The organism is Candidatus Polarisedimenticolaceae bacterium (genome assembly GCA_036275915.1).
Taxonomy (GTDB): Bacteria; Acidobacteriota; Polarisedimenticolia; order Polarisedimenticolales; family DASRJG01; genus DASRJG01.
The window spans coordinates 403077-428077 of the sequence record DASUCV010000018.1; the positions used below are offsets into that span (position 1 = coordinate 403077).

General features: G+C 70.9%; 22 protein-coding genes. 3 read left to right on the top strand and 19 right to left on the bottom strand.

What is annotated here, in order from left to right; translation table 11 throughout:
• Positions 1 to 5 precede the first annotated feature (5 nt).
• From VFV19_15360 to uvrC, 3 genes are read right to left on the bottom strand one after another with little or no spacing between them, the layout of a single operon-like run.
• Positions 6 to 899, bottom strand: a complete 894-nt coding sequence (locus VFV19_15360; protein HEX4825679.1) for a polyprenyl synthetase family protein — start codon at positions 897 to 899, stop codon at positions 6 to 8.
• A 27-nt stretch (positions 900 to 926) separates the two neighbouring features.
• Entirely contained in the window at positions 927 to 1844 is a 918-nt protein-coding gene (locus VFV19_15365) for an alpha/beta hydrolase (protein HEX4825680.1), read from the bottom strand.
• A gap of 29 nt (positions 1845 to 1873) precedes the next feature.
• Positions 1874 to 3670 carry an excinuclease ABC subunit UvrC gene (gene uvrC, locus VFV19_15370; protein ID HEX4825681.1) on the bottom strand — a complete coding sequence of 599 codons (1797 nt, stop codon included), beginning with the start codon at positions 3668 to 3670 and terminating at the stop codon, positions 1874 to 1876.
• Between the two features lie 37 nt (positions 3671 to 3707).
• Between uvrC and VFV19_15375 the strand changes: the two genes are divergently transcribed.
• A complete protein-coding gene (locus tag VFV19_15375) occupies positions 3708 to 5960 on the top strand; it encodes a fused MFS/spermidine synthase (protein HEX4825682.1) in 2253 nt (750 codons plus the stop codon).
• Here VFV19_15375 and VFV19_15380 read toward each other — a convergent pair.
• Genes VFV19_15380 through uvrB form a run of 3 tightly spaced genes read right to left on the bottom strand, consistent with a single transcriptional unit; the run spans position 5938 to position 9682 of the window.
• Positions 5938 to 6759 carry a hypothetical protein gene (locus VFV19_15380; protein ID HEX4825683.1) on the bottom strand — a complete coding sequence of 274 codons (822 nt, stop codon included), beginning with the start codon at positions 6757 to 6759 and terminating at the stop codon, positions 5938 to 5940. The two genes, VFV19_15375 and VFV19_15380, sit on opposite strands and share 23 nt — an antisense overlap.
• A complete protein-coding gene (locus VFV19_15385) occupies positions 6756 to 7694 on the bottom strand; it encodes a hypothetical protein (protein HEX4825684.1) in 939 nt (312 codons plus the stop codon). Before VFV19_15385 ends, VFV19_15380 begins: the two co-directional genes overlap by 4 nt.
• A complete protein-coding gene (uvrB, locus tag VFV19_15390; GenBank protein HEX4825685.1) occupies positions 7691 to 9682 on the bottom strand; it encodes an excinuclease ABC subunit UvrB in 1992 nt (663 codons plus the stop codon). Before uvrB ends, VFV19_15385 begins: the two co-directional genes overlap by 4 nt.
• Positions 9683 to 9822: 140 nt before the next feature.
• On the opposite strand from uvrB, the gene VFV19_15395 reads away from it, so the two are divergent.
• Both VFV19_15395 and VFV19_15400 read left to right on the top strand, forming a co-directional pair.
• Positions 9823 to 12384 (top strand): PBP1A family penicillin-binding protein, encoded by a 2562-nt coding sequence (locus VFV19_15395; protein ID HEX4825686.1) that lies wholly within the window; start codon positions 9823 to 9825, stop codon positions 12382 to 12384.
• A gap of 12 nt (positions 12385 to 12396) precedes the next feature.
• A complete protein-coding gene (locus tag VFV19_15400; GenBank protein ID HEX4825687.1) occupies positions 12397 to 13137 on the top strand; it encodes a carboxypeptidase-like regulatory domain-containing protein in 741 nt (246 codons plus the stop codon).
• A 92-nt stretch (positions 13138 to 13229) separates the two neighbouring features.
• Here the strand turns inward: VFV19_15400 and VFV19_15405 are convergent, their stop codons facing one another.
• From VFV19_15405 to ftsY, 13 genes are all read right to left on the bottom strand, one after another.
• Complete coding sequence (locus VFV19_15405; protein ID HEX4825688.1) at positions 13230 to 14087, bottom strand: lipoate--protein ligase family protein; 858 nt, start codon at positions 14085 to 14087, stop codon at positions 13230 to 13232.
• Positions 14084 to 14965 (bottom strand): helix-turn-helix domain-containing protein, encoded by an 882-nt coding sequence (locus VFV19_15410; protein HEX4825689.1) that lies wholly within the window; start codon positions 14963 to 14965, stop codon positions 14084 to 14086. The genes VFV19_15405 and VFV19_15410 overlap by 4 nt, the downstream gene beginning before the upstream one ends.
• Before the next feature lie 91 nt (positions 14966 to 15056).
• Positions 15057 to 17657, bottom strand: a complete 2601-nt coding sequence (locus VFV19_15415) for a tetratricopeptide repeat protein (GenBank protein HEX4825690.1) — start codon at positions 17655 to 17657, stop codon at positions 15057 to 15059.
• A 5-nt stretch (positions 17658 to 17662) separates the two neighbouring features.
• Positions 17663 to 18013: a 50S ribosomal protein L19 gene (gene rplS / locus VFV19_15420; GenBank protein HEX4825691.1), complete on the bottom strand. Its 351-nt coding sequence runs from the start codon at positions 18011 to 18013 to the stop codon at positions 17663 to 17665.
• Positions 17997 to 18710, bottom strand: coding sequence for a tRNA (guanosine(37)-N1)-methyltransferase TrmD (gene trmD, locus VFV19_15425; GenBank protein HEX4825692.1), 714 nt, complete (start codon positions 18708 to 18710; stop codon positions 17997 to 17999). Before trmD ends, rplS begins: the two co-directional genes overlap by 17 nt.
• A complete protein-coding gene (rimM, locus tag VFV19_15430) occupies positions 18707 to 19243 on the bottom strand; it encodes a ribosome maturation factor RimM (protein ID HEX4825693.1) in 537 nt (178 codons plus the stop codon). The genes trmD and rimM overlap by 4 nt, the downstream gene beginning before the upstream one ends.
• On the bottom strand, positions 19236 to 19466 hold the full coding sequence (locus VFV19_15435; protein ID HEX4825694.1) for a KH domain-containing protein: 231 nt from the start codon (positions 19464 to 19466) through the stop codon (positions 19236 to 19238). Before VFV19_15435 ends, rimM begins: the two co-directional genes overlap by 8 nt.
• A 56-nt stretch (positions 19467 to 19522) precedes the next feature.
• Positions 19523 to 19783: a 30S ribosomal protein S16 gene (gene rpsP, locus VFV19_15440; GenBank protein ID HEX4825695.1), complete on the bottom strand. Its 261-nt coding sequence runs from the start codon at positions 19781 to 19783 to the stop codon at positions 19523 to 19525.
• A 46-nt stretch (positions 19784 to 19829) separates the two neighbouring features.
• Positions 19830 to 21161 carry a signal recognition particle protein gene (gene ffh / locus VFV19_15445; GenBank protein HEX4825696.1) on the bottom strand — a complete coding sequence of 444 codons (1332 nt, stop codon included), beginning with the start codon at positions 21159 to 21161 and terminating at the stop codon, positions 19830 to 19832.
• 13 nt (positions 21162 to 21174) lie between these two features.
• On the bottom strand, positions 21175 to 22398 hold the full coding sequence (locus tag VFV19_15450) for a bifunctional 3,4-dihydroxy-2-butanone-4-phosphate synthase/GTP cyclohydrolase II (protein HEX4825697.1): 1224 nt from the start codon (positions 22396 to 22398) through the stop codon (positions 21175 to 21177).
• A complete protein-coding gene (locus tag VFV19_15455; protein HEX4825698.1) occupies positions 22395 to 23003 on the bottom strand; it encodes a riboflavin synthase in 609 nt (202 codons plus the stop codon). The genes VFV19_15450 and VFV19_15455 overlap by 4 nt, the downstream gene beginning before the upstream one ends.
• Positions 22988 to 24076 (bottom strand): bifunctional diaminohydroxyphosphoribosylaminopyrimidine deaminase/5-amino-6-(5-phosphoribosylamino)uracil reductase RibD, encoded by a 1089-nt coding sequence (ribD, locus tag VFV19_15460; protein ID HEX4825699.1) that lies wholly within the window; start codon positions 24074 to 24076, stop codon positions 22988 to 22990. The genes VFV19_15455 and ribD overlap by 16 nt, the downstream gene beginning before the upstream one ends.
• Positions 24073 to 24999, bottom strand: coding sequence for a signal recognition particle-docking protein FtsY (gene ftsY, locus VFV19_15465; GenBank protein ID HEX4825700.1), 927 nt, complete (start codon positions 24997 to 24999; stop codon positions 24073 to 24075). The genes ribD and ftsY overlap by 4 nt, the downstream gene beginning before the upstream one ends.
• Positions 25000 to 25001 lie beyond the last annotated feature (2 nt).

The window sequence follows — 25001 nt, forward strand, 5'->3', positions numbered from 1 at the left end:
CGGGCTCAACGGTCGCGGTCGCGGACCATGTCGGCGAGACCGGCGAGAACGGCCGCCCTCTTGCCGAACGGCTCGAGAGCGGAGATCGCCGTCTGGCAGAGCTCGTCGGTCAGGCGCCGCGCGCCGTCGATGCCGGCGACGTTCGCGAACGTCGTGCGGTTCCGGTCGAGGCCGGCATCTTTGCCGGTCGTCGCGGGATCGCCGCTGTAGTCGAGCAGGTCGTCGGTGATCTGGAACGCCAGCCCGAGATTCTTCGCGTACCGCCGGAGCGCCTCGACGTCCCGCGCGCGCCCCTGCGCGGCGACCGCGCCGAGCTCGGCCGCGGCGATGAAGAGCGCTCCAGTCTTGTGGGCGTGGATGTACTCGAGCGCGTCGAGGTCGAGCCGCCGCCCGGTCGCCTCGAGATCGGCGAACTGGCCTCCGATGAGCCCCGAGGAGCCGATCGCGGCGGCGAGGCACGCGCTGGCCTCGCGCTTCCCGCGGTCCTTGAGCGCTGCCGCGGATTGGATCTGCGCGAACGCTTCGTTCAAGAGGCCGATCGCCGCGAGGATCGCGTTCGCCTCGCCGTAGACGCGGTGGAGCGACGCCTTCCCTCGCCGGAGCGTCGCGTTGTCCATCGAGGGCAGATCGTCGAGGATCAGGGACGACGCGTGGACCATCTCGACCGCGACGGCGAGCGGGACGGCGTCCTCGCGTGCGCCGCGGAGCATCTCGCAGGCGGCGAGCACGACGACCCCGCGAAGGCGCTTGCCCGGGAGGAGGAGCGTGTACCGCATCGCCTCGTGGAGGGTCGCGGGAGGCGTTCCGAGGGGCGGCAGCGCGCCCTCGAGCGCCACGTCGACGAGCGCGCGCCCCTCCTCGAGGAAGGCGGACGGCCGTGCGGGGGCCGAAGGGGTCATCGCCGCACTTTATCAGGCTTGGGGGGCTTACCGGATCGAGAGGCGGGAGACGAAGAAGTCGACGACCTTCTTGTGGTAGCGGGCCAGCTCGTCGGCCGAGAGGCCCGACGCCCGCGTCGCGGGGAGCGTGATGAGGTTGCGCTCGGAATCGCGCCGCTCGGGGAGGGTCGCGTACATCGCCTTCATCGCGTCGTCGAGCCTCCCGTCGCCGGCGGGAGAGACGAGGAGCAGATCGCGCCCGGCCAGCTCGGGGAGAACGTCCGCCGCGCGGCGGGACGACGGCGCGCTGCCGGAGAGGAGCGCGAACATCGCCATCGGAACGCCGCCGACGTGGTCCTGGCCCCACGACCAGTCGGGGAGCGCGCCGCGCACGAGCCTCCAGCGCACGTCGGGCCACAGGCCGTCGAGGACGAGGACGCGGAGCGCGGGGCGGTCGGCCGCGGCGAGCACGGCGGCGTGCGCCCCCATCCCCGCGCCGAAGATGCCGATCGCCCGACCGTCGACCTCGCCCTTCGGAAGCGTCGCGACGAAATCGACGGCGCCGGTCACGTCGCGCGCCTCGTCGATGCCGAGCGTCGAGGCGCCGCCTCCGCTCGCGCCGTGCCCGCGGAAGTCGAACGTGAGCACCGTGAGCCCCTCACGGTTGAGCGCGATGGCGAGGTTGATGAGCGCGCTCTTGTTCTCGCCGAGGTCGTGGCAGAGGATGACCGGCGCCCTGCCCTTGGCCCCGTGGAGGAGCCAGCCGGCCAGCGGGACGCCGTCCGCCGAGGCGAAGCTCACCTCGTCCACCCGCGCGAGCTCCGCGCCGAGGTCGCCCTCGGCGGCGGCGGTCCGCGCGGGATGCATGAGGCGCTGGACCTGGACCGCGGCCATGACGAAGCCGGCCGCCGTGCCGAGGAGCGACACGAGGACCACGGCCCCGGGGATCGACCGCCAGAATCTCATCGAGGGGAATATAGGAACGGAGCGCGGATCTACAAGGTGGCGTGAGAACGGGCGATTTCGCGGGCGACCTTCGGCCCGCAGACCGCCGCCAGCTCCGGCTCCGTCGCCTTTTTCACCCCCTCGACGCTCCCGAAGGCGCGGAGGAGCTTCTTCGCCAGGACCGGGCCGACGCCGGGGATCTCGAGCAGGGAGGTCGTCAGCGTCCGGCGCGCGCGGCGTGCCCGGTGCTTGCCGACCGCGAAGCGGTGGGCCTCGTCGCGGATCCTCTGGAGCAGGTGGAGGGCCGGCGAGCGCCGGTCGAGCCGCACCGGCTCTCCCCCGCCCTGCAGGTAGATCTCCTCCTCGCGCTTGGCGATGCCGACGAGCGGCAGCGTCGGCAGGCCCTCCGCGGCGAGCGCGCGAACCGCCGCGCCGAGCTGCCCGGCGCCGCCGTCGATGAGGACGAGGTCGGGAAGGCGCCGTCCCTCGTCGATGAGACGGCGATAGCGCCGCGTGACCGCCTCGGCGATCGACGCGAAGTCGTCGGGCCCCGAGACCGACCGGATGTTAAAGATGCGGTAGTCGGACTTCTTCGCTGCCCCGCCCTCCCACACGACCATCGAGGCCACCGCGTCGGTCCCCTGGATGTTCGAGATGTCGAAGCACTCGATCCGGTTCGGCACGTCGGGAAGGCCGAGCGCCTCGGCGAGCGCCTCCGCGGCGGCGACGCCGTGGCTGTGGCGCGCGCGAAAGCGCGCCTCGAATGCGAGCGCGGCGTTCTTCTCGACCATCGCCAAGAACTTCCGCTTCGTCCCCCGCTCGGGGACGCGCAGGCGCACGCGGCCCCCGCTCCGATCCGCGAGCCAGCGTTCGACGAGCGGTGCTTCGGTCGGCAGCGCAGGCAAGAAGACGTCGGGCGGAGGAGGGGCATCCGCGTAGAGCTGCACGAGCACCTGGGCGTAGAACGCCGCGGGAGTCGCCTCGACGTCGTCGAAGGTGAACTCGCGGCGCGCGGAGATCTTCCCGCCGCGCATCTCGAAGAGCTGGAGCGCCACCTCACGGCCCTCGGCGTGGTGCGCGAGATAGTCCTGGTCCTCGAGCCCCGCCGAGAGGATGTTCTGCCTCACGGCGAGACGCTCGACGGTCTTGAGCGTGTCGCGGAACCTCGCGGCCTTCTCGTACTCCTGCGAGCCCGACGCCTCCTTCATCTTCGTCGTCAGCGACGCCGACAGCTCGCGGTCGCGGCCCTCGAGGAACAGCTTCGCGTCGGCGACGGCGCGCCCGTATTCCTCGGGCGTCGTCTTTCCGGCGCACGGCGCCAGGCACTGCTCGAGGTGGTAGTAGAGACAAGGCCGCCGCTTGCCGTCGAAGACCTCGCCACACGTCGCGACCTGGAAGAACCGCGGGATCAGCTTCATCGACCGCCTTGCGACCGACGCCGGGATGAACGGACCGTAGTACGCGTTCTTGTCGAGCTTGGCCTGACGGACGAGCGAGACGCGCGGGAACGTGTCCGCGAGCGACAGCTTCAAATACGGGAAGTTCTTGTCGTCGCGGAGGACCACGTTGTACGGCGGCCTCTCGCGCTTGATGAAGTTCGCCTCGAGGATGAGCGCCTCCATCTCCGTGTCGACGACGATCGTCTCGAGATCGCTCACCTCGGCGACGAGCTGCGCGGTTCGCGGGGGGTGCTGGGCGGAGGGCTGGAAGTACGACCGCACGCGCGAGCGCAGCGACTTCGCCTTGCCTACGTAGAGGAGCTTGCCGCCTACGTTCCGGTAGAGGTAGACCCCGGGCCGGTCGGGAAGACCGGCCACCTTCTCCTTGAGACGATCGTCTTCGGGCACGAGGAGCATCTTACGATTCGGATAAGATCGGCCGCTCGTGAGACGCCTCGCGGTCGTTCCCGTCTTCGCCCTCTCCACTTTTCTCGCCGCGGCGCTCCTCTTCCTCGTGGAGCCGATGGTGGGGAAGATGGTCCTGCCCCTCCTCGGCGGGAGCGCCTCGGTCTGGACGACGTGCATGCTCTTCTTCCAGGCCGGCCTGCTCGCAGGCTACGCGTACGCGCATCTCCTCGGGACGAGGCTTCCGGCGCGCGCGCAGGCCGCGGTGCATCTCGCGGTCGTGCTCCTCGCGTTCCTCGCCCTCCCGCTCTCGCGCGGCGTCCTGGCCCCCCCGCAGGGCTCCGGTGCTCCCGTCGCCTGGCTCCTCGGCGCGCTGACCGTTCTCGTCGGCGCGCCGTTCTTCGCGCTCGCGGCGACCGGGCCGCTCCTCCAGCGCTGGCTCCACGGTGCGTCTCCGGCGCGCGATCCTTACTTCCTCTATGCGGCGAGCAATCTGGGAAGCTTCTCCGGCCTCCTCCTCTACCCGCTCGTCGTCGAGCGTCTCCTGCCGATCGAAGGGACGCACGGATCGTGGAGCCAGAGCCGCCTCTTCTCCACCGGCTTCGCCGTCTTCGCGGCGGTGATCCTCGCCGCGGGAATCCTCGCGCGCACCGCCGGCCGCGAGGCGCCGGTGAGAACCGAGGCACCCTCGTGGCGCCGCCGCGGCCTCTGGGTTCTCCTGGCGTTCATCCCCTCGAGCGCCGTTCTCGGCGTCACGCAGTACGTGACCGCGGAGATCGCTCCTGTTCCGCTGCTGTGGGTCGTTCCGCTGGCGATCTACCTCGCGACGTTCGTCGTCGCGTTCTCGCCGCGCGTCACGATCGGGCCGTGGTCCGGTCTCGCGCTCGCCGTCACGACCGCATCGGTGGCCGCGTGCATGATGCCGGCGGTCCGCTCGGGCGGGCACCTGCTCGTCGTCGTCCACTTCGCCGCCCTCGCCGCCGTCGGGCTCGCGCTCCACGGCCGCCTCGCCGCGACGCGGCCGCAGCCGGGGCGGCTCACCGAGTTCTATCTCTGGATCGCGCTCGGCGGCGTCGCCGGCGGAGTCTTCAACGCCGCCGTGGCGCCGCTCGTCTTCAAGTCGATCGCCGAGTATCCGCTCGCCCTCGTCCTCGCCGCCCTCGTGCGGCCGCTCTGGCCTGACGATCGCGCGGAGCCTCGCCGGCCGCTCTCGTACGCCTTCGACCTCGTCGTCCCGCTCGCGATCGCCGGGTTCGCGATCGTCGCCCGCGGGACCGAGACCGCGTCGCCCGTGGCGCCCGGCTGGCCCGCGATGACCGTTCAGGCGATCGTGCCGGCGCTCCTGTGCCTCGGCGCCGCCGGATGGCGCGTGCGCTTCGCGCTCTCGCTCGGGGCGCTCCTCCTCGTCGGGTGGTGGCAGACCGCGGCCCCGCAGGCGAGCCTCGACCGCGAGCGCACGTTCTACGGCGTCCATCGCGTCGTCCCGAGCTACGGGCCCTGGTTTCGCCGGGGCGACTCCGAATCGCCGGCGCGCGTCGAGTTCCACATGCTCATCCACGGCGCGACGCGACACGGCCTCCAGGCGGTCGATCCGGACCGGAGGAGGACCCCGACAACGTACTACCACCGCTCGGGGCCGCTCGGTCAGGCATGGGACGCGCTCGCGCTCGATGGGTCGAAGGAGATCGGAATCGTCGGCCTCGGCGCGGGGACGATCGCGGCGTACGGCCACGCGGGCCAGCATTTCACCTACTTCGAGATCGACCCCGCCGTGGTACGGATCGCCCGCGACCCGCTCTTCTTCACCTATCTCGCCGATTCTGCCGCGCGGGTCGACGTCACCGTCGGCGACGGCCGCCTCTCCCTCGCACGAACGGCGGACGGCGCCTTCGACGTCCTCGTCCTCGACGCGTTCAGCTCGGACGCGATCCCCGTCCACCTCCTGACGCGCGAGGCCGTCGATCTCGCCCTACGGAAGCTCGCGCCCGACGGCGTGCTCCTCATCCATCTCACGAATCATTACCTGCGCCTCGAGGAGGTCGTCGACGCGATCGCGCGCGATCTCCACGCGAGCGCGTTTCTCGAAGGCGACCGCACGATGACCGACGCCTGGACGATCGAGGGGAAGGAGCCGTCGACGTGGGCGATCCTCGCGCGCTCGCGCGAGCGGCTCGCCCCGCTCGCCGCCGATCCGCGCTGGACGCCGATGCCGCTGCCCCCGCATCCCGGAGCGAAGGACGTGCTCTGGACCGACGACCGGTCCGACCTCTTCACCGTCCTCCGGCACTTCTGATCAGGAGCGGGACGAACGACGCGTCCCTCGCGAACGCGAGCGTTCGATGAGGAACGTCGTGGACCAGGCGGTCGAGGAGACGGTCGAGCGCTCCGCCGCTTCCCCATCCGTCGACGGCGAACGGCGCGTTGGCGGCGAGACGCGCCTGCGTCTTGATCGCGGGCTCTTCGGCCAGAGACGCCGCCTTCGCGTGCGAGGCCGCGAGCACCGCGGCGAGCGGCCACCGTCCCGGCACGCGCAGCGTCGACGCCTCCGCGCGGAACGGGCAGGCGAGCGCCTCGCGCCGGTGGACGAGCACGAGATCGTCGCCCAGGACCTCGGCCCCCGCCTCTCGCGCGAGCGAGGCCCACGTCGATTTTCCGGTGCCTTCTCCCCCGACGAGAACGAACGCGCGCCCGTCGAGCACGATCCCCGCGGCGTGGAGGAGCACGGCGTCCATCTCGGGCAGGCGCCACGCGATCGCCGCCATGAGCAGGTTGACGAGCCCCGCGGCCTGGAGCTCGGTCGTCGTCGCCACGAGGCAGATCGTGATCGCGCCGGAGCGCGAGACGACCGCGGTGCCCTGATCGATCGCGAACGAGGCGCCGCCGTCGGCGATCTCGGACCGCATGGTCTTCGGCGCGAACGGGTGCACGCGCGCCGAAGGAGGCTCGGCCTCGACGGTGACGGAGAAGACGGGCTCTCCCTGGAGCGCCGTGACGAATCGTCCCCACCGGTGCGCGAGCGCAGCACCGAGAAGATCGGAGAGGCCGGTCACGCGAACGCCGATCCCCGAGAGATCGACGTCGAGGCGGGTCACAGCCCCGCCGCGTCGATCGCGTCCCAGTAGCTGTCGTCCTTGCGGAAGACGAGATGCCGGAGCGGCACCTTCGAAAAGGCCGCTTCGACCGAAGCGAAGAGATCGGGGCGCGCGCCGAACGCCTCGGCGACGAAGGTCAGGTTGCCGACGAGCTGCCCGAAGACGATCGCGCGCGGCGCGTCCTTCACCTCGGCCGCGGGACCTTTCAGGATCCGGAACGCCGCGGCGAGCGGGAACCGGCCGACGACGGGCGGGCCCTCCTCGTAGGTCCCGCGGAACGGGCTGCCGACGACGTCGAGGCCTCCACCGGGCCGCGGGAGCAGCAGCGTGAGGTCGTCGCTCACGACGGTCGCGCGATCGGTCACCGCGGAGAGCGTCGACTTCCCCGCCCCGGACTCGCCGAAGAACAAGTACGCGCGCCCGTTCCGCACGGCGCTCGCGCCGTGGACGAGCGCCCCGCCGCGGGACGCCGCGTCCCACGCGACCGCGCAACGGAGGTAGTTCTCGATGGCGCGGAGGTCCGGCTCCACGCCGCCCGACGCGAGGACGAGCCGTCCGTCACGCGCGGCGGTATCGAACCAGCCGGCGACGCGGAGGCCGAGATAGCGGACACGCGTTCCGTCGCAGGCGATCCAGATGGGGTTGAACTCGAGCTCTCCCGCAGGCTCGATGAAGTGCGGGCGCTCGTCGATGCCGAAGTGCACGGCGATCGGCGCATGCGCGGCCGCGGCGTACGGGCCGTACCGCGCACGAAGCGCCTCCGCACGCTCCTCGTCGATCCCGACGAGCGCGAGCCCGACCGCGTCGAGCGCGAGGTCGAAGCGCGCGCCTCCCGCTGCCGGCCACTCCCGGTCGAAGAAGCTCATCGGCGGCGGCTCGCCGTGGCGTGCCGGATACGACTTGCCGCCCTTGGAGCTGTACCGGCTCGTCGTCACGCGAGGACGCCCTTCGTCTCGAGGTAGCGGATGCGGTCGCGGTGCGCCGCGGCCTCCTCGAAGTCGAGCCGCTCGGCGGCCGCCCGCATCGCCTTGTCGAGGCGCGCGATCTCGGCGACGAGCGCTTCCTGGTCCTCGAAGATCTCCTCCGCATCCTCTTCGTCGAGCGGCACGGTCGAGTAGTCGGCCGCGACCGGCGAGAAGAGCAGGTCGTCGATGCTTCGGCGGATCGACTCGGGTGTGATCCCGTGCTCGGCGTTGTACGTCTCCTGGCGCGCGCGGCGCCGGCTCGTCTCCGCGAGCGCGGCGCGCATCGAGTCGGTCTCGACGTCGGCGTAGAGGATCGCGCGGCCGTTCACGTTCCTCGCCGCGCGGCCGATCGTCTGGATGAGCGAGCCCGTGGAGCGCAGGTAGCCCTCCTTGTCCGCATCGAGGATCGCGACGAGGGAGACCTCGGGGAGGTCGAGCCCTTCGCGGAGCAGGTTGACGCCGACGAGCACGTCGAACTCCCCCTTGCGAAGATCCCGCAGGATCTTGACCCGCTCGAGCGTCTCGACGTCGGCGTGCAGGTACTCGACGCGGACGCCGACGTCGCGGTAGTACTCGGTCAGGTCCTCCGCCATCCGCTTCGTGAGCGTCGTCACGAGCACGCGCTCGCCCGAGGCCGCGCGCGTGCGGATCTCGCCGAGGAGGTCGTCGACCTGCCCCGCGATGGGACGCACGATGACTTCCGGATCGATGAGGCCCGTCGGCCGCACGACCTGCTCGACGACCTCGCCGCCGGCGAGGCGCAGCTCGTACGGAGCCGGCGTCGCCGAGACGTAGATCGCCTGGCCGCGGCGCTCCTCGAACTCGTCGAACGTCAGCGGGCGGTTGTCGAGCGCGGACGGGAGTCGGAACCCGAAGTCGACGAGCGTGAGCTTGCGCGAGCGGTCGCCGTGGTACATCGCGCGGACCTGCGGCATCGACGCGTGGCTCTCGTCGACGACGAGGAGCGCGTCGCGCGGGAAGTAGTCCATGAGCGTCGGCGGCGCCTGGCCGGGGTGGCGGCCGGTGAGATGGCGCGAGTAGTTCTCGATCCCGTGGCAGTAGCCGACCTCGCGCATCATCTCGAGGTCGAAGTGCGTGCGCTGGTGCAGGCGCTGCGCCTCGAGGAGCTTCCCCGCGGCCTCGAGCTCGGGGAGGCGGACGTTCAGCTCCGCCTGGATCGACTCCATGGCGCGGATCATCGTTTCGCGGGGGGTCACGTAGTGAGAGTTCGGGTAGACCGGGTGCCGGTCCAGCACCTCGAGCACCTTCCCGCGCACCGTGTCGATCCGCGAGACCGTCTCGACGACGTCGCCCCAGAACTCGACGCGGATCGCCTCCTCGGAATACGACGGCCAGATCTCGAGGACGTCCCCTCTGACCCGGAAGGCCCCGCGCTCGAGGTCTCCCGGGACGCGCCGGTACTGGATCTCGACGAGCTTCCTGAGCGCGACCTCGCGGTCGAGCGGGGCGCCGCGCTCGATCATGAGGAGCATCCCGTGGTACGCCTCGGGCGAGCCGAGGCCGTAGATGCACGACACCGACGCCACGATCAGCGCGTCGCGGCGCTCGAAGAGCGCGCGCGTCGCCGAATGGCGCATGCGGTCGATCTCTTCGTTGATCGTCGATTCCTTCTCGATGTAGGTGTCGGATTGCGGGACGTACGCCTCCGGCTGGTAGTAGTCGTAGTACGAGACGAAGTACTCGACCGCGTTCCGCGGGAACAGGCGCTTGAACTCCTGGTAGAGCTGCGCCGCGAGCGTCTTGTTGTGCGCGAGGACGAGCACCGGACGGTCGGCGGCCGCGACGACGTGCGCGATCGTGAACGTCTTCCCGGACCCCGTGACGCCGAGGAGCACCTGGTCGCGGCGGCCTTCCTTCAGGCCCGCCGAGAGGCGCTCGATCGCGCCGGGCTGATCGCCGGCGGGGCGAAAGTCGGAGACAAGCTCGAAAAGCGCCATGGGATCGACATTCTAGTCGGACGTGTCAGGAAGGCGCCCGGGACGTGTTTCCGTGGACACGAACGCACATCGCACGGAAGAAAAGGAGCGATGCGGGGGCAGGTCACGCACGGCACGCCGCATGCTAACCTCCGACTGGCATGAAGCCCTTGAAGCGACGCACCCTCGTCCTCGGCGCGTTGATCCTTCCGGTTGCGATCGGAGGCGCCACCCTCGGTTACGGCCTCAAGCTCGATCTTCCCGACGTCGAGGCCCTCGACCGCTACACCCCGCCCTTGAATACCCGCGTGCTCGCGCGCGACGGCTCGACGATCGGCAGCTTCGGCGAGCAGAAGCGCACCCTCCTGGCGCAGAAGGACATCCCCAAGGTCTTCACCCAGGCGCTCATCGCGGTCGAGGACGCGAGCTTCTACGAGCACAGCGGCCTCGACTTCAAGGGGATCGCGCGCGCGGCGTGGCACGACCTGACCTCGATGTCGTTCGCTCAGGGTGCCTCCACCCTCACCCAGCAGCTCTCCCGCAACCTCTTCCTCAAGCCCGACAAGACCCCCAAGCGGAAGGTCGAGGAGATGCTCCTCGCCGTCGAGGTCGAGCGCCGGTACTCGAAGGACGAGATCCTGCGTATGTACTGCAACCAGGTCTACATGGGTCACGGCCGGTACGGCCTCGAGGCGGCCTCCGAGTTCTACTTCGCCAAGCATGCGAGCGAGCTCGACCTCCCCGAGGCCGCGCTCCTCGCCGGCCTGATTCAGAGGCCCGAAGGCCTCTCCCCCTTCAAGAACCCGGACGGCTCGATCAAGCGCCGCAACCACGTCCTCGACCGGATGGTCGACGCCGGCACGCTCACCCCCGCCCAGGCCTCCGAGGCCAAAAAGGCGACGCTCACGCTCTCGACCCGCCGCGACGCGACCGAGATCGCCCCCTACTTCGTCGAGGAGGTCAGGCGATCCCTCCAGGCGAAGTACGGCGACGAGGGGATCTACCAGCAGGGGCTCGAGGTCAGCACCGGGATCGACCCCGCCTTCCAGCGGATCGCGTCCGCCGCGGTCGAGCACGGCCTCCGGACGCTCGACAAGCGCCAGGGCTGGCGCGGCAGGACCGACCACGTCGCCGACCCGGAGAAGTGGGCCTCCGCGTCCTGGCGCGACGGCGTGACGGAAGGCGGCATCTACGACGGCGTCGTCCTTCAGACGACGAAGGGACGCGCCCGCGTCCGCGCCGGCACCGTCACCGGATGGATGGACGCCGACGGCATCAAGTGGACCGGCCGCGGCGACCCCGCGGCGCTCGTCCACGCCGGCGACGTCATCCGCGTGCGCGTGCTCTCCGCCAAGATCCCCGAGCAGGCGGTGTTCGCCCTCGAGCAGGAGCCGCGCGTCCAGGGCGCGCTCGTCGCGATCGATCCCAAGACCGGCGCCGTGCGCGCACTCGTCGGCGGCTTCGACTTCAGCAAGAGCGAGTTCGACCGCGCGGTCCAAGCGCGAAGGCAAGCCGGCTCGTCGTTCAAGCCGTTCGTCTACGCAGCCGCGATCGAGCGCGGCCTCACGCCCTCCGACCGGATCCTCGACGCGCCGACCGTGTTCGTCGAGCCGGGAACGTGGAGCGTGTACGAGCCCGAGAACTACGGCAACAAGTACTACGGCCTCCTCACCGCGCGCGAGGCGCTCGAGAAGTCGGCGAACATCTCCGCCGTGAAGGTCCTCGACCGCGCCGGCTTCGATCCGGTGATCCAGCTCGCGCGCCAGCTCGGTGTGACGACCGAGCTCAAGCCGTACCCGTCGATGGCGCTCGGCGCCTTCGAGGTCAGCCTCCTCGAGATGACGAGCGCCTACGGCACCTTCGCCAACGAAGGCGTCCACGTCTCGCCGTACCTCGTCGAGGAGGTGAAGAACCGCGAAGGCACCTCGCTCGAGCGCGTGCGCCCCGAGGTCCAGGAAGCGCTCACCCCCGAGATCGCCGCGATGATGAACTCGCTCCTCGAAGGGGTCATCACCGACGGCACCGGCGCCGCCGCCGCGAGCCTCGGCCGCCCGCTCGCCGGCAAGACGGGAACCACCGACGACTTCACCGACGCCTGGTTCATCGGCTACACGCCCGACCTCGTCGTCGGCGTATGGGTCGGCTTCGACACGAAGAAGACGCTCGGCTCGAAGGAGACCGGCGCGCAAGCGGCGCTCCCGATCTGGCAGGAGTTCATCCAGGAATCGATGCGCGACGTCCCGCCCGTCCCCTTCCCCGACGCACCCGGTGTGACGAAGATCACCGTCGACCGCCAGACCGGCCTGAGGGCCGCCGCCGGCGCCGGCTGCACCGAGCTCATCGAAGAGACCTTCCTCGCCGGCACCGAGCCCTCCACGGAATGTTCCGCCGCCGAGCACGAGCGCCTCGCGATGCCGTGGACGGTCCAGCGCTACCCGCTCGACGAGAGCGGCACTATCCTCGTCCCCGACGTCGACCTCGCCGCGCTCCAGCGCGACGAGCCGTTCCTCTCGATCGACGGCCGCTCGATCGGCCTCGCCGCGCCCGGCGGCATGGTCAAGCTCCCGCTCCGCATCACGAGCGGCGCGACGCCGCGCATGCCCGCCTCGCTCGAAGGCCACGTCGATCCCACGCCGTGGGTCGGCAAGGACGGCCGCCCCGCCGAGGTCGTGCTCTTGGGCGAGGCCGCGCGCGCGGACACGGTGGCGAAGCTGGGTCAGTAGCCGGCCATCGGCATGCCCAAGAAAAGGCTTTCACGCAACGCCAAGCGGGCAGACCGATGGATCCAAGTTCTCTTGCTGGCGCACTTCATTGCAGGAGGAGTGGTCGCCCAAGCGGTGTGTCTGGAGCCAACTGCGAAGGTGTGCGCCGAGTATGCTCATCGCGACCTCATTGCCGTCGTGACAGCCGTGTCGAAGCGAGAGGTTCCAGATGCCCAGGACCCCGGCGAAGTCATGGGAACAATGTTTCACGTGCGCGTCGAACGTGTCTTGAAGGGCCCGGCCATCAAAGTTGACGATATCTTCACCGAGAACGCGAGCGATCGTTATCCGCTCGAGATTGGCGTGAGGTACTTGATCTTCGCGTCCTTCAACGCGAACCTCAACACGTGGGAAGTCACCAACTGCAGTCTCTCGCGCCCGTTCGCCGAAGCCGCTCAGACGATGAAGGAGATTGAACGCGTCAAGACCGCGAAGGATGGTGTGATCGAGGGGAGAGTCGTTAAGCGGTCGACTTGGAAAGGCATCGCCGGCGTCAGCGTACTCGTTGTGTCTCAGATTCCTCCAGGCATGAAATCACTCGCGACAACCGATCGCGGTGGGTGGTTCCATCTGAAAGTGCCCCCGGGCGATTATGTCGCGTCAGTCGACCGAGCCGGCGTTCGGCCTTTCGACTTGAGCTATGACGATCCAAACGGATTTCGCGTGCCCGTGGGTGGTTGCGGCCTTCTCCAGTTCGTCGAGGAGAATGAGTAGCTGGCTGACTTCAGGCCGTTGCAAGTCAGAGAAAAGCTTTCGCACACACTATCAGGGCCCAATAGTGTCTGAGAGCGCCTATCGACCTCCGACTAACTTCCGACCAACCCCAACGCCGGCCCCCAATGCTGCTCGCGATCGCCGAGCTTCGCGTCGAGCGTCCAGGCCATCGAGTCGTACTTCCAGCAACGCAGCTCGGCGGCGCGGAGCGCTTCGGACTCGGTGAGCGCACCCTTCACGAGTCGAATGCCGAACGTCTCCTCGAAGGCGGAGACGAACGCGGCGTCGATCTCGTCCTCGCTGACCGGCCGGCCCATCGCGGACTCGAGGTCGGTGAAGTGCGTGGGATCGACCCTGACGCCGGTCAGAGCGGCGAGACGGGCGCCGTCGAGGCGCCAGGGCAATGAGCCGTGCTGGAGGAACGCGCGGCGCTTGCGGAACTGCGACGAGCCGAGGATCTTGCGGCCGCCGACGGTGATCTCCCAGGCGCCGGTGCGCTCGAAGCAGATCGCTCCGGGTTTGGCCCGCGGGCCGGGCGGCGGCTCGGCGGAGGTCGCTTCGAGGCCGAGACGGCGGAGCGCGCTGACGAGCGCACGCGCGATCTGGCGGTAAACGTCGACCGGCCCACCTTCGAACGGAGGCGTGCCCGCCGCGCCGATGACGGCGTAAGTCCTTTCGTGCTCGTGCAGGACCGCTTCGCCGCCGGTGGGGCGGCGCACGAGGTCGACCGCTTCCGCCGTCAGCGCGGCGGGTACGTGCGCGCCGGCGGCCCGCTGAGACTTACCGAGAGAGAGCGCCGCCGGACGCCACCCATAGAGGCGGAGCGTCGGGGGCGGTGGCGAAGGCGCCGTCTCGTAGCCCTCCAGGATCGCCTCGTCGACCGCCATGTTGCAGGAACCGTCCTGGCGGTCGTCCGAGAGGAGGCGCCACGTGCCGGCGCCGTCGCTCACGAAACGTCGAGCGCCGCGTGCGACTGACCGCGGAAGGTCGACGACCGGATATCGTGCTTGCGGAGGAGGCGCTGGAGAGCGGAGCGCAACATTCCGGACGACTCGGCCGCCGCGGTGACATTGCCGCCGTGCCGCTTGAGCAGGTCCGAGAGGTACGACTGCTCGAACGCATCGACGACGGAGCGCTTCGCCTCGCGGAAGCGCCGGTCGGCACGCACGCCGCTCGCCGCACGGCCGCGGACCGCGGCCGGCAGGTCCTTCACGCGGATCGTGCCGTCCGAGGCCAGGATGACCGCCGTCTCGACGGCGTTCCGGAGCTCCTCGGGCTTGCCGGTCCAGTCGAAGTCGGCGAGGGCGTCGAGCGCCTCCGCGGAGATCTCGATCGGCGGCAAATTGTTGAGACGGCAGAGTCCTTCGACGAAGCGGCGGGCCAGGGCGGCGACGGCTTCGTGCGTGTCGAGGTCACCGTCGGCGCCGAGGTCGCCGCGCAGGCGGCCGACCTCCTCGAGCAGCTCGTGCTGCGCGAGGGCGCGGGCGGTGAACGTGCCGATGCGGGTGGCGGGCACGGGACGTGGCAGCACGTCGAAGACGCCGGCGCGCATGGCCTCGGAGGCCGCCGCGTCGCCGTCGGCGTCGAGCACGGCCAGCACGGTCGTGGGCCGCAAATGACGCAGGCGCTCGACGACATCGAGCGTCGCGCCTCGGGAGCCGTTCATGCCGATGACACCGACCGCCACGGGTCTGGCTCTGACCAGATCGAGCGCATCCGTTCCCGACGAGACGTCGACGACGTCCAGTCCGGCGAGGCGCATCGCATCCGCGGTTGATGAGCGAATACCTTCTTCGCTGTCCCAGACAAAGGCCAGCGGGAGACGCATGTCGATCCTCCTCCTCGGCCGTCGACGGACACCCCCGTAACGCGAAGAGTATAGACACGAGATGTGGCGCGTGAAAACGGTAACGGGCCTATCAGGGACTAAGGTTTCGCCTGATGTCCTGGACACGCCGCTCGACGTCCCGGTAGCTCGGCTCGACGGCGGCGATCTGCGTGAAAAGATCGAGCGCGCCGTGCGTGTCACCCGTTTGGAGCAAGATTTCCGCGAGGTCGTAACGTAGCCCGGAGAGCGGCGCTTCCTCGTCGCCGGGGGCCTCGAGCGCCGCGCGGTACCACTGGATGGCCGCGTCCGACTCCCCGCGCTCCCAGTGGCAAAGGCCGAGCATGCTGCACGCCTCGCGGTAAAGCTCCGGAGCGCCGCTCGCGGTGCGGAACTCCTCGATCGCGTCGTCGACGAGCCCCATCTCTTTGTAGGCGATGCCGAGATCGTAGTGTGTGCGGAAGTCGCCGCCGTCCACCTCGGCGCGGACATGCTCCTTGAACGCCGCGAACACCTCGTCGATCGACTCCTCGGCATCGGGATCCGCGGGGCGCGCGGCGGCATCCGCGGCCGTGCCGGCGGCGCCGTACTCGGCGTCGAGCGCCGCGGCGATCGAGCTGAGCTCGTCCTCGTCGAGGCGGTCGTGACCGCCGGATTCCATCTCGATGACCGGCTCGGCCACCGGCTCGGCGGGCGCGGGTGCGGCGGCTGCGGCCGAGGCGCTCGCTTCGAGAGCGTCGAGCCGCGGCCCCCCACGACCGGCCGCGCGCGCCGCGGCGATCCGGGTGAGGGCGTCCGCGTTCATCCCCTGCCCGATGTAGAACTCGATCTCCTCCAGCCACTCCGCGTCGCCGGCGGCCGCCGCCGGGGCGGCCGTGTCGTCGGCGTCGTCGAAGAGGATCTCGAGGTCTTCCTCCTCGGCTCGCGAGGTCGCCGGCGGGGGCGGCGGCGGAGCGGGAGCCTTCGGCTCCGGCTTCGCCTGTGCCGCCGGTGCCTTCGGCGCCGCGGCTGCTGCCTTGGGCGCGGCGACGGGAGCCGGGGTGGGTGCGGGGGCGGGTGCGGCTGCCGGTGTCGGCGCCGCGGCCGCGACCAGGGCAAGCTTCTCGAGCGCACTCCGGCTCGCAGGATCGATTCCGCCGATCGTCGCCGCCTCACCTGCCAGCCGGCGGGCGCCTTCGAGGTCGCCGGCGGCGCGTTTCGCGAAGGCGCCGCGCACGAGGCAGTCGCGCAGGGCGCCCCGATCGGCGCGCGTGCGGAGGATCCCGATGAGTTTCTCGAGCGCCGCGACGTGGCCCGGGAAGCGCTCGACGACCTGCTGGAGCTGCTGGAGCGCCTCGTTGTGCAGGCCGTACTTCTCGAAGACTTCGGCCTCGGTGAGATGCCCGCTCACGAACTCTTCGTCGCCCGGTCCGAGCGGCACGGCCGGCGCCTCGAGCGCGAGCGGGGCGGGCGCGTCCGCACGCGGAGACGGCGCCGGAGCCGCGGCGACGGGAGCGTCCGGTACCGGGACCGGTGCCGCCGCCTTCGGAGGCGCGCTCCCCGTGGGGCGGCCCACGAAGAGGAGCGGCGAGGTCGGATCGAAGAGCTTGAGCGTGTCGAGGAGGGGCCCGAGCTTGTCGTTCGCTCCCTTCGCCTGCGACGCCCGGACGAGGCGCTCGATCGCGCGCGCGGTCGCGGCGCGGTTCCCCTCGGCCTTGCGGAGCTCGACGAGCTGCTCGAGCGCCCGCAGGTGGCCGCCTTCCTCGGTGCGGGCGAGGCGGTCGAGGAGGCTCGCGGCGCGGCCGTAGTCCCGCGCGCGGATCCAGCGGTCGAGGAGCGGCAGCAGACGCGACCAGAGGCCGCCGGCGTCGCCGCGTGCGAGGGCGCCGCGCATCGCCTGCTCGACCGCGTCCTCGGCGATCGCATCGCTCTTGGGATGATCGAGGAGGCGGCCCGCGCGCGCGTGATCTCCCAGCGATTCGAAGAGGACGAGGAAGTCTCCCGAGACGGCCTCGGCACCGGGCTTGTCGGGCCACGTCTCGTCGGCGATGCGCAGCGCTTCCTGGGGGCGCCCCGCGGCCGCATGGCATCGCGCGAGGCCGACCGCGGGCTCCGCACGTCCGGGCAGCAGCTCGGCCGCGCGCTTGAACGTGCGCTCCGCGTCGTCGTGGCGTCCCATGGCGAGCATACGAACGCCGACGGCGACGAGCTCGCGCCCGCCCTTGTCGGGATCGCCCTCGGCGGCGCGCGCTTCCGCGAGGCGCGCCACGTGGACGAAGTTCTCCGGCTCGGCGGCGACGAGCTTCTCGTAGACCTCGCGGGCCTTCCCGAACTCGCGCTGGCGGAGATAGCCCTCGGCGGCCTGGAGGAACCAGGTCCGCGCCTCACCCGGGAGCTTCTGCTTGAGGTTCAGCTCGCCGAGGCGCACGACCGTCTCGAGCCGCTGCGGCGCGGCCTTGACGATCTTCTTGAGGATGGCGATCGCCTTCGGATAGAAGCCCGACGCGGAGAACTGGTCCGCGATCCGGTCGTAATACGCGATCGCGTCCGCTCCGCGGTCGGCCCGCGCCAGCAGGTCGCCGATGCGGTTCAGCATGAGCAGGTCCTTGGGCGCGTCCTCGGCGAGGCGCTGACACTCCTTCAGCGCGTCCGAGGGCTTCCCCTGCTTCAGCAGCCGTTCGGCGTTCGCGAACGCCTTCTCGCGGTCGAGGGGCATCGTCGCTATCGCTTTCGAAGCTCCTGGATGCGCGCCTTCTTGCCGGTGCGATCGCGCAGGTAGTAGAGCTTCGCGCGCCGCACCTTGCCGAGGCGCGTGACCTCGATCTTCTCGACGATCGGCGAGTGCACCGGGAAGATGCGCTCGACGCCGACGCCGCCGGAGGTCTTGCGGACGGTGAAGGTCGCGCGGAGGCCGCCGCCGCTCCTGCGCCCGATGACGTCCCCTTCGAAGACCTGGATGCGGGACTTGTCGCCTTCGACGACGCGGACGTGGACCTTGACGCGGTCGCCGGGGCGGAACTCGGGGACGTCTTTCTTGAGCCCCTCCGCTTCGATGCTACGAATCACGTTCATGACCTACCTCGTGGGCGCGATCGATGAGATCGGGCCGCTTGCGCGCGGTGGCCGCCCGCGAGCGCTCCGCGCGCCAGCGTGCCACGGCCCCATGATCGCCGGAAAGGAGTATCGCCGGAACGTCGAATCCGCGGAACGACGCCGGGCGCGTGTAGCTCGGGTGGTCGAGGAGCCCCTCGGCGAAGCTCTCCTGAGGCGCCGACGCGTCGTTGCCGAGAACGCCGGGGACGAGGCGGGAGACCGCGTCGACGATCATCATCGCGGGGAGCTCGCCGCCGGTGAGGACGACATCCCCGACCGACAGCTCCTCGTCGGCGAGCCGCTCGGCGACCCTCTCGTCGATCCCCTCGTAACGGCCGCAGAGGAGGATGACGCGCTCGTAGCCCGCCAGGCGCCGCGCGGCCTCGTGATCGAAGCGCGCGCCCTGCGGCGAGAGGAGGACGACGCGCTCGCTCGCGGCGGGCGTGCGCTCGCGGATCCACGCGACCGCGTCGAAGAACGGCTCCGGCTTGAGCACCATCCCGGCGCCGCCGCCGAACGGTGCATCGTCGACCTGGCGCTGCGGGCCGACGCCGAACCGCCGGAGGTCGTGGAGGCGCACGCCGATCGTCCCGGCGCGCCGGGCGCGCGCGAGCACGCCGTCGTCGAGCGGTCCCTGGAACATCCCGGGGAAGAGGGTGACGATGTCGAAGATCATGCCGGTCCCTCTTCCGGCGCGTTGACCTCGCGGAGGCCGTCGGGGAGCGACACCTCGATCCGTCCGCCGGCGGTGTCGACGGCGCGGACGATCGCGCTCGCGAGCGGAACGAGGATCTCGTCTCCGTTCGTCTCGCGGACGAGGAGGAGATCGGTGCCGCCGGTCTCCACGATGTCCTCGACCAGCCCCAGCGCGCCGCCGCCGGTCTCGACGACCGACAGGCCGATGAGCTGCTGCGCCCAGAACTCCCCTTCGGGGAGCGCGGGAAGATCGGAGGCCGGGACGCTGACCTCGGCGCCGCGGAGGGCCTCGGCCCCGTTCGCGTCGTCGACGCCCTGGAACTTGAGGACGAGACGGTCGCGGTAGGCGCGCGCCGAGGCGATCGCCCGGACGCCGCCGCCGACGAGCGCGCGGTGGAGATGCACCCAGCGCTCCGCGCGGCCGGAGACGACCTTGAGGGTCACCTCGCCACGGAGCCCTCGATGACCGCTGATGCGGCCGAGGAGGAGGGGTGCGATCGCCGCGCTAGTCACGGATCTCCAAAACGGCGCGTGTGTTGCGCTTCGTGCCGGCCGCCGCGACGATCGTCCTGAGCGACCGCGCGGTCCGGCCCTGCTTTCCGATCACCTTGCCGAGATCGTCCGGGGCGACGCGCAACTCGAGCACCGTGGCGCCGTCTTGCTCGACGACGTCGACGTGGACCGCCGACGGATCGTCGACGAGCGCCTTCGCGATGAGCTCCACGAGATCTTTCATCGCCTTCCCCGGCCGGATGAGCCGACGCGGGGTGGCCCCGCGCACGGCGTCTTATGTCAGACGCTGGCGCCGGCGCTCTTCGCCTTCTGGGCCTTTACCAAGAGGCTTCGCACCGTCTCCGACGGGTGCGCGCCCTTCTTGATCCAGGCCTGGGCCTTCTCCACGTCGAGCTGCACCGTCTCGGGCTGCGTCCCCGGGTTGTACGTCCCGAGATTCTCCACGAAGCGCCCCTGCGGGGTCCTCTGGCTGTCGGACACCACGACCCGGTAGAACGGGTCCTGGCGGGACCCCATCCGTCTCAAGCGAATCTTCAGCACGCGCCTCTCCTCCTGAACCCGGGACCGACAAAACTCACAATATAGCCTACCGGCCCAAGAAAGGGAGCTTGAACCCCGGGCGGCCCGACCGGGCGGCCTGGACCTGCTTCATGACCTTCCGCATCTGGGCGAATTGCTTGAGGAGGCGGTTGATCTCCTGGACCGGCCGGCCCGACCCCCGCGACACCCGCTTCTTCCGGCTGCCGTTCAGGATCTCAGGGCGGCGGCGCTCCTCCGGCGTCATCGAGTCGATGAGCGCCAGGACACCCTTGAGCGCCCCGTCGTCGAGGTCCGCGTTCTTGAGAGCGCCCATGCCCGGAAGCATCCCGAGGATCCCGGAGAGCGGCCCCATCTTCTGAAGGGTCCGGATCTGGTCCCGGAAATCCTGGAGCGTGAATTCGTTCTTCCGGAGCTTGCGCTCCATCTCTTTCGCCTGGGCGAGGTCGACCGCCTCCTCGGCCTTCTCGATGAGGCCGAGGATGTCGCCCATGCCGAGGATCCGCCCGACCATCCGGTCCGGGTAGAAGGCGTCGAACTCCGAGGGCCGCTCGCCGGTGCCGACGAACTTGATCGGGAGCCCGGTGACGTGGCGGATCGACAGCGCGGCGCCGCCGCGGGCGTCGCCGTCCATCTTCGTCAGGATCACTCCGGTGAGCGCGAGCGCGCGATGGAACTCCCCCGCGGACTTGACCGCGTCCTGACCGGTCATGGCGTCGGCGACGAAGAGGATCTCCTGCGGGGAGAGCGCGGTCTTCAGCTCGGCGAGCTCGGCCATGAGCGCCGCGTCGATGTGCAGCCGGCCCGCCGTGTCGACGAGAACGGTGTCGTAGCCGCGCAGGCGCGCCTCGTCGAGCGCCTCGCGCGCGATCGGGAGCGGGCGCCGCTTGCCGTCGTGCGCGTGGACCTTGAGGCCCGCCGCCGTGCCGATCCGGACGAGCTGCTCGATCGCCGCGGGACGGTCGACGTCGGCCGGGACGAGGTAAGGGTACTTGCCCGCTTTCTTCAGCCAGAGCCCGAGCTTCGCCGCCGTCGTCGTCTTGCCGGAGCCCTGCAGTCCCACGAGGAAGATGACCGTCGGCGGCTGCGAGCGGAACTGGAGCTGCTTCGCCTCGGGGCCGCCGAGGAGGGCCTCGAGCTCGTCACGGACGATCTTGACGACCTGCTGTCCCGGCGTGAAGCTCTTCGCGACCTCCTCGTCCTTCGCCTTGGCGCGGACGCCGTCGAGGAGCGCGCGCACGACCCCGACGTGGACGTCCGCCTCGAGGAGCGCCATGCGGATCTCGCGCAGGGTCTTGTCCAAGACCTCGTCGGTGATCCGCGTCTGGCCGCGAAGCGTGTCGAAGACGCCCTGGAGGCGCTCGGAGAGTGCGTCGAACATCGTGGGCGCCGCCTCAGACCGACTCGAGCAGGTGACCCATCTTGCGTTTCTTCGTCGAGAGGTAGCTCCGGTTCTCGTCGACCGCCGGCGTCTCGAGCGGCACGCGCTCGACGATCTCGAGCCCGTAGCCCTTGAGCGCGACGTACTTCCCCGGATTGTTCGTCATGAGGCGCAGGCGGCGGATCCCGAGGTCGTAAAGGATCTGCGCGCCGACCCCGTAGTCGCGATGGTCGGCCTGGAAGCCGAGCGCGAGATTGGCCTCGACCGTGTCCTTGTGGTGGCGATCCTGCAGCTCGTAGGCGCGGAGCTTGTTGGCGAGGCCGATCCCGCGCCCCTCCTGACGGAGGTAGAGGATGACGCCCTGGCCTTCGCGCTCGATCATCTCCATCGCGCGGTGGAGCTGGCGGCCGCAATCGCACCGTGTCGAGCCGAAGACGTCGCCGGTCAGGCATTCGGAGTGGACGCGCACGAGCGTCGGCGTGTCGGGCCCCGGATCGCCCATGACCATCGCGACGTGCGTGCGGTTCTCGATCTCGGTGTGGAACGCGTGGATCGTCCACTGGCCGTTCTCGGTCGGAAGCCTCGGGCTCGCCACGCGCGTCACGAGCCGCTCGTTGCGCATGCGGTGCCGGATGAGATCGGCGATCGTGAGGAGCTTCAAGCCGTGCGCCTCGGCGAACGGGAGGAGCTCCGCGAGCCGCGCCATCGTCCCGTCGGCGTTCATGATCTCGCAGACGACCCCGGCAGGCCGGAGGCCCGCGAGCCGGCAGAGATCGACGACCGCCTCGGTGTGCCCCGCGCGCTTGAGCACGCCGCCGGTCTTCGCGCGCAGGGGGAAGACGTGGCCCGGCCGCGCGAGGTCGTCGGGGCGCGTCTTCGGGTCGACGGCGACGCGGATCGTGCGCGCGCGGTCGGCGGCCGAGATGCCGGTCGTCACGCGCTCGCGCGCCTCGATCGAGACGCAGAACGCCGTGCCGCGCCGCGCCGTGTTCTCCTGCACCATCGGCGGGATCTGCAGCTCGTCGAGACGCTCGCCGGTCATCGGGAGGCAGATGAGGCCACGGCCGTGCGTCGCCATGAAGTTGACGATCTCGGGCGTGACGAACTCCGCGGCGCAGGCGAGGTCGCCTTCGTTCTCGCGGTCCTCGTCGTCCAGGATCACGACCATCCGGCCCTGGCGGAGCTCCGCCAGAGCCTCCTCGACGGTGGCGAATCTTGTCGGCTGGGCTTCGCTCATCGCGACCTCGACCGGGTCCGTCCCCGCATCCACGCGTCAAGATACCGCGCGATAAGGTCGGCCTCCACGTTGAGCGCGTCGCCGGGCCGGAGGCGCCCGAGCTTCGTCCTCTCGAGGGTCTCGGGGATGAGGGCCACCTCGAAGCTCCGTTTCGTCACCCCGGAGACGGTCAGCGAGACCCCCTGGAGGGCGATCGAGCCCTTCATCGCGACGAGGCCTGCGATCGCCGCCGGGACCGAGGCCGTGAGGCGCACGTCGCCCCCGCGGCGGGACAGCGCCAGGACCTCGGCGACCGCGTCGACGTGGCCCTGGACGAGATGACCGCCGAGCCGGTCTCCCAGGGCGAGGGCGCGCTCGAGGTGCACCGCGTCGCCCGGTGCGAGCGCGCCGAGCGTCGTCTTCGAGAGGGTCTCCCGCACGACGTCGGCGTCGAAGCCGTGCGCGTGGCGCTTGGCGACGGTGAGACAGGCGCCGTCGACCGCGATGCTCTCGCCCTCCCTGAGCGGCTCGCCTCCGAGATCGCCCTTGATCGTGACGCGCGTCAGCCCGGCGCGCCGCTCGACGCGCGCAACCTTGCCGCAGACCTCGATCAGACCGGTGAACACTCGATGCTCCCGAGGATCAGACGGTCGATGCCGAGCGGCACCGTGGCGCGCACGCGGACCGCCGCGCTCTCGTCCGGCGACGGCGCCGCGCGCAGGGCGGCGAGCGGCGTTGCTTCCGTCGCCCCGATGACGCGCGGGGCGACGAAGAGCGCGAGATCGTCGGCGAGGCCCGCCGCGAAGAAGGCGCCGATCGTCCGTCCCCCGCCCTCGACGAGGACGCTCCTCACGTCGAGCGCGGCGAGGTCGCTCAGGACCGCGGCGAGATCGACGCCCGCGTCCCGGCGTGGGACGCGCACGAGGTCCGCCACGCGGGCGAGCGCGTCGCCGCCTTTCGCATCGTCGGGAACGTACACGCGTGTCCGCGGCGTCCCATCGAAGACCGCGGCAGCCGGATCGAGATCGAGCGTCGACGCGACGACGACGCGCAGGCGCGGGGCGGCGACGCCGGGCAGGCGCACCGTGAGACGCGGATCGTCGCGGCGCACGGTCGAGGCACCGACGAGCACCGCGTCGTGACGGAGCCGGAGGCGGTGCGCGTACGTTCTCGCCGCCTCGCGGGTGATCCACGTCGCGCTCCCGTCCCGCGCCGCGATCTGACCGTCGAGGCTCTGCGCCGCCTTCACGGTGACGAACGGGCGGCGGCGCTCGTGCAGGCTGAGGAAGCCCGCGTTGACGGCGCGGCATGCGTCCTCGAGAACACCCAGAACGACCTCGATCCCCGCGGCGCGCAGGCGCCGGACCCCTTCGCCGTTCACGAGAGGGTTCGGGTCGCCGGTCCCGGCGACGACGCGGCGGATCCCGGCGCGGATGATCGCGTCGGCGCAGGGCGGCGTACGCCCCTGGTGCGCGCACGGCTCGAGCGTGACGACGAGCGTGCCGCCGCGCGCACGGCCTCCGGCCTCGTCGAGCGCGACGGCCTCGGCGTGAGGCTCTCCCGCCGCGCGGTGGTAACCGGTGCCCACGACCTCGTCCCCCGCGAGCACGAGACAGCCCACGAGCGGATTCGGCCGCGTCGTCCCCTCGCCCAGGACGGCGAGCGCGAGCGCCTGCGCCATCGCCTCGCGCTCGGTCACGGCCCTTCACTTGCGACGCCGAGGAGACCGTCGACGTACGCGTCGGGATCGAAGTCGAGGAGGTCGTCGACCGCTTCCCCGACGCCCACGAAACGGACGGGAACGCCGAGGTCCTTGCGGATCGCGAGCGCGACGCCTCCCTTCGCGGTGCCGTCGAGCTTCGTGAGCACGACGCCGGTCACCGGCACCGCCTTCGTGAACTCGCGCGCCTGCGTGAGCCCGTTCTGCCCGGTCGTGGCGTCGACGACGAGGAGGACCTCGTGCGGCGCGCCGGGCACCTCGCGGGACGCGACGCGGGCCATCTTCTCGAGCTCGGCCATGAGCGGCGTCTTCGTGTGGAGTCGCCCCGCCGTGTCGACGAGCACCGACTCGATCCGGCGTGCGCGCGCGGCCTGCAGCGCGTCGAAGACGACCGCCGAGGGATCGGCCCCCTCGCGATGGCGCACGACCTCGACGCCGGCGCGCTCGCCCCAGCGCTCGAGCTGATCGATGGCGGCCGCGCGGAAGGTGTCGGCGGCGACGACGAGGACGCGCCGCCCGGAGGCGCGCTCGCGCGCGGCGAGCTTGCCGATCGTCGTCGTCTTGCCGCCGCCGTTGACGCCGACGATGAACGTGACGCGCGGCGGCGTGCCGGGATCGGGAGCCGCGGGCCCGTCGTCGAGGCGCGCGCGAAGGGTCTCCCTCAGGGCCTGACGCAGCCCCGCCCCGTCGAGCGTCTTGCTGCGGGCCTGACGGCGGACGGCATCGATGACCTCCGCGGTCAGCGCCGGACCGAGATCGGAGGCGAGCAGGCCGCTCTCGAGGTCGTCGAGCGTCGACTCGTCGACCTCCGCCGCGCCGAACGCTTCGCGGAGGGTCTCCGCGATCCCCTCGCGCGTGCGCGTGAGCCCGCGGACGAGCTTCTTCCACGACTCGAACGCCATCG

Coding starts and splice junctions, on each gene's coding strand:
- uvrB (HEX4825685.1), bottom strand. CDS start 9,682: ATGGCGCTTTTCGAGCTTGTCTCCGACTTTCGCCCCGCCGGCGATCAG.
- ffh (HEX4825696.1), bottom strand. CDS start 21,161: ATGTTCGACGCACTCTCCGAGCGCCTCCAGGGCGTCTTCGACACGCTT.
- rplS (HEX4825691.1), bottom strand. CDS start 18,013: ATGAACGTGATTCGTAGCATCGAAGCGGAGGGGCTCAAGAAAGACGTC.
- VFV19_15395 (HEX4825686.1), top strand. CDS start 9,823: ATGAAGCCCTTGAAGCGACGCACCCTCGTCCTCGGCGCGTTGATCCTT.
- VFV19_15360 (HEX4825679.1), bottom strand. CDS start 899: ATGACCCCTTCGGCCCCCGCACGGCCGTCCGCCTTCCTCGAGGAGGGG.
- ftsY (HEX4825700.1), bottom strand. CDS start 24,999: ATGGCGTTCGAGTCGTGGAAGAAGCTCGTCCGCGGGCTCACGCGCACG.
- VFV19_15435 (HEX4825694.1), bottom strand. CDS start 19,466: ATGAAAGATCTCGTGGAGCTCATCGCGAAGGCGCTCGTCGACGATCCG.
- VFV19_15410 (HEX4825689.1), bottom strand. CDS start 14,965: ATGCGTCTCCCGCTGGCCTTTGTCTGGGACAGCGAAGAAGGTATTCGC.
- VFV19_15365 (HEX4825680.1), bottom strand. CDS start 1,844: ATGAGATTCTGGCGGTCGATCCCCGGGGCCGTGGTCCTCGTGTCGCTC.
- trmD (HEX4825692.1), bottom strand. CDS start 18,710: ATGATCTTCGACATCGTCACCCTCTTCCCCGGGATGTTCCAGGGACCG.
- VFV19_15450 (HEX4825697.1), bottom strand. CDS start 22,398: ATGAGCGAAGCCCAGCCGACAAGATTCGCCACCGTCGAGGAGGCTCTG.
- VFV19_15415 (HEX4825690.1), bottom strand. CDS start 17,657: ATGCCCCTCGACCGCGAGAAGGCGTTCGCGAACGCCGAACGGCTGCTG.
- VFV19_15400 (HEX4825687.1), top strand. CDS start 12,397: ATGCCCAAGAAAAGGCTTTCACGCAACGCCAAGCGGGCAGACCGATGG.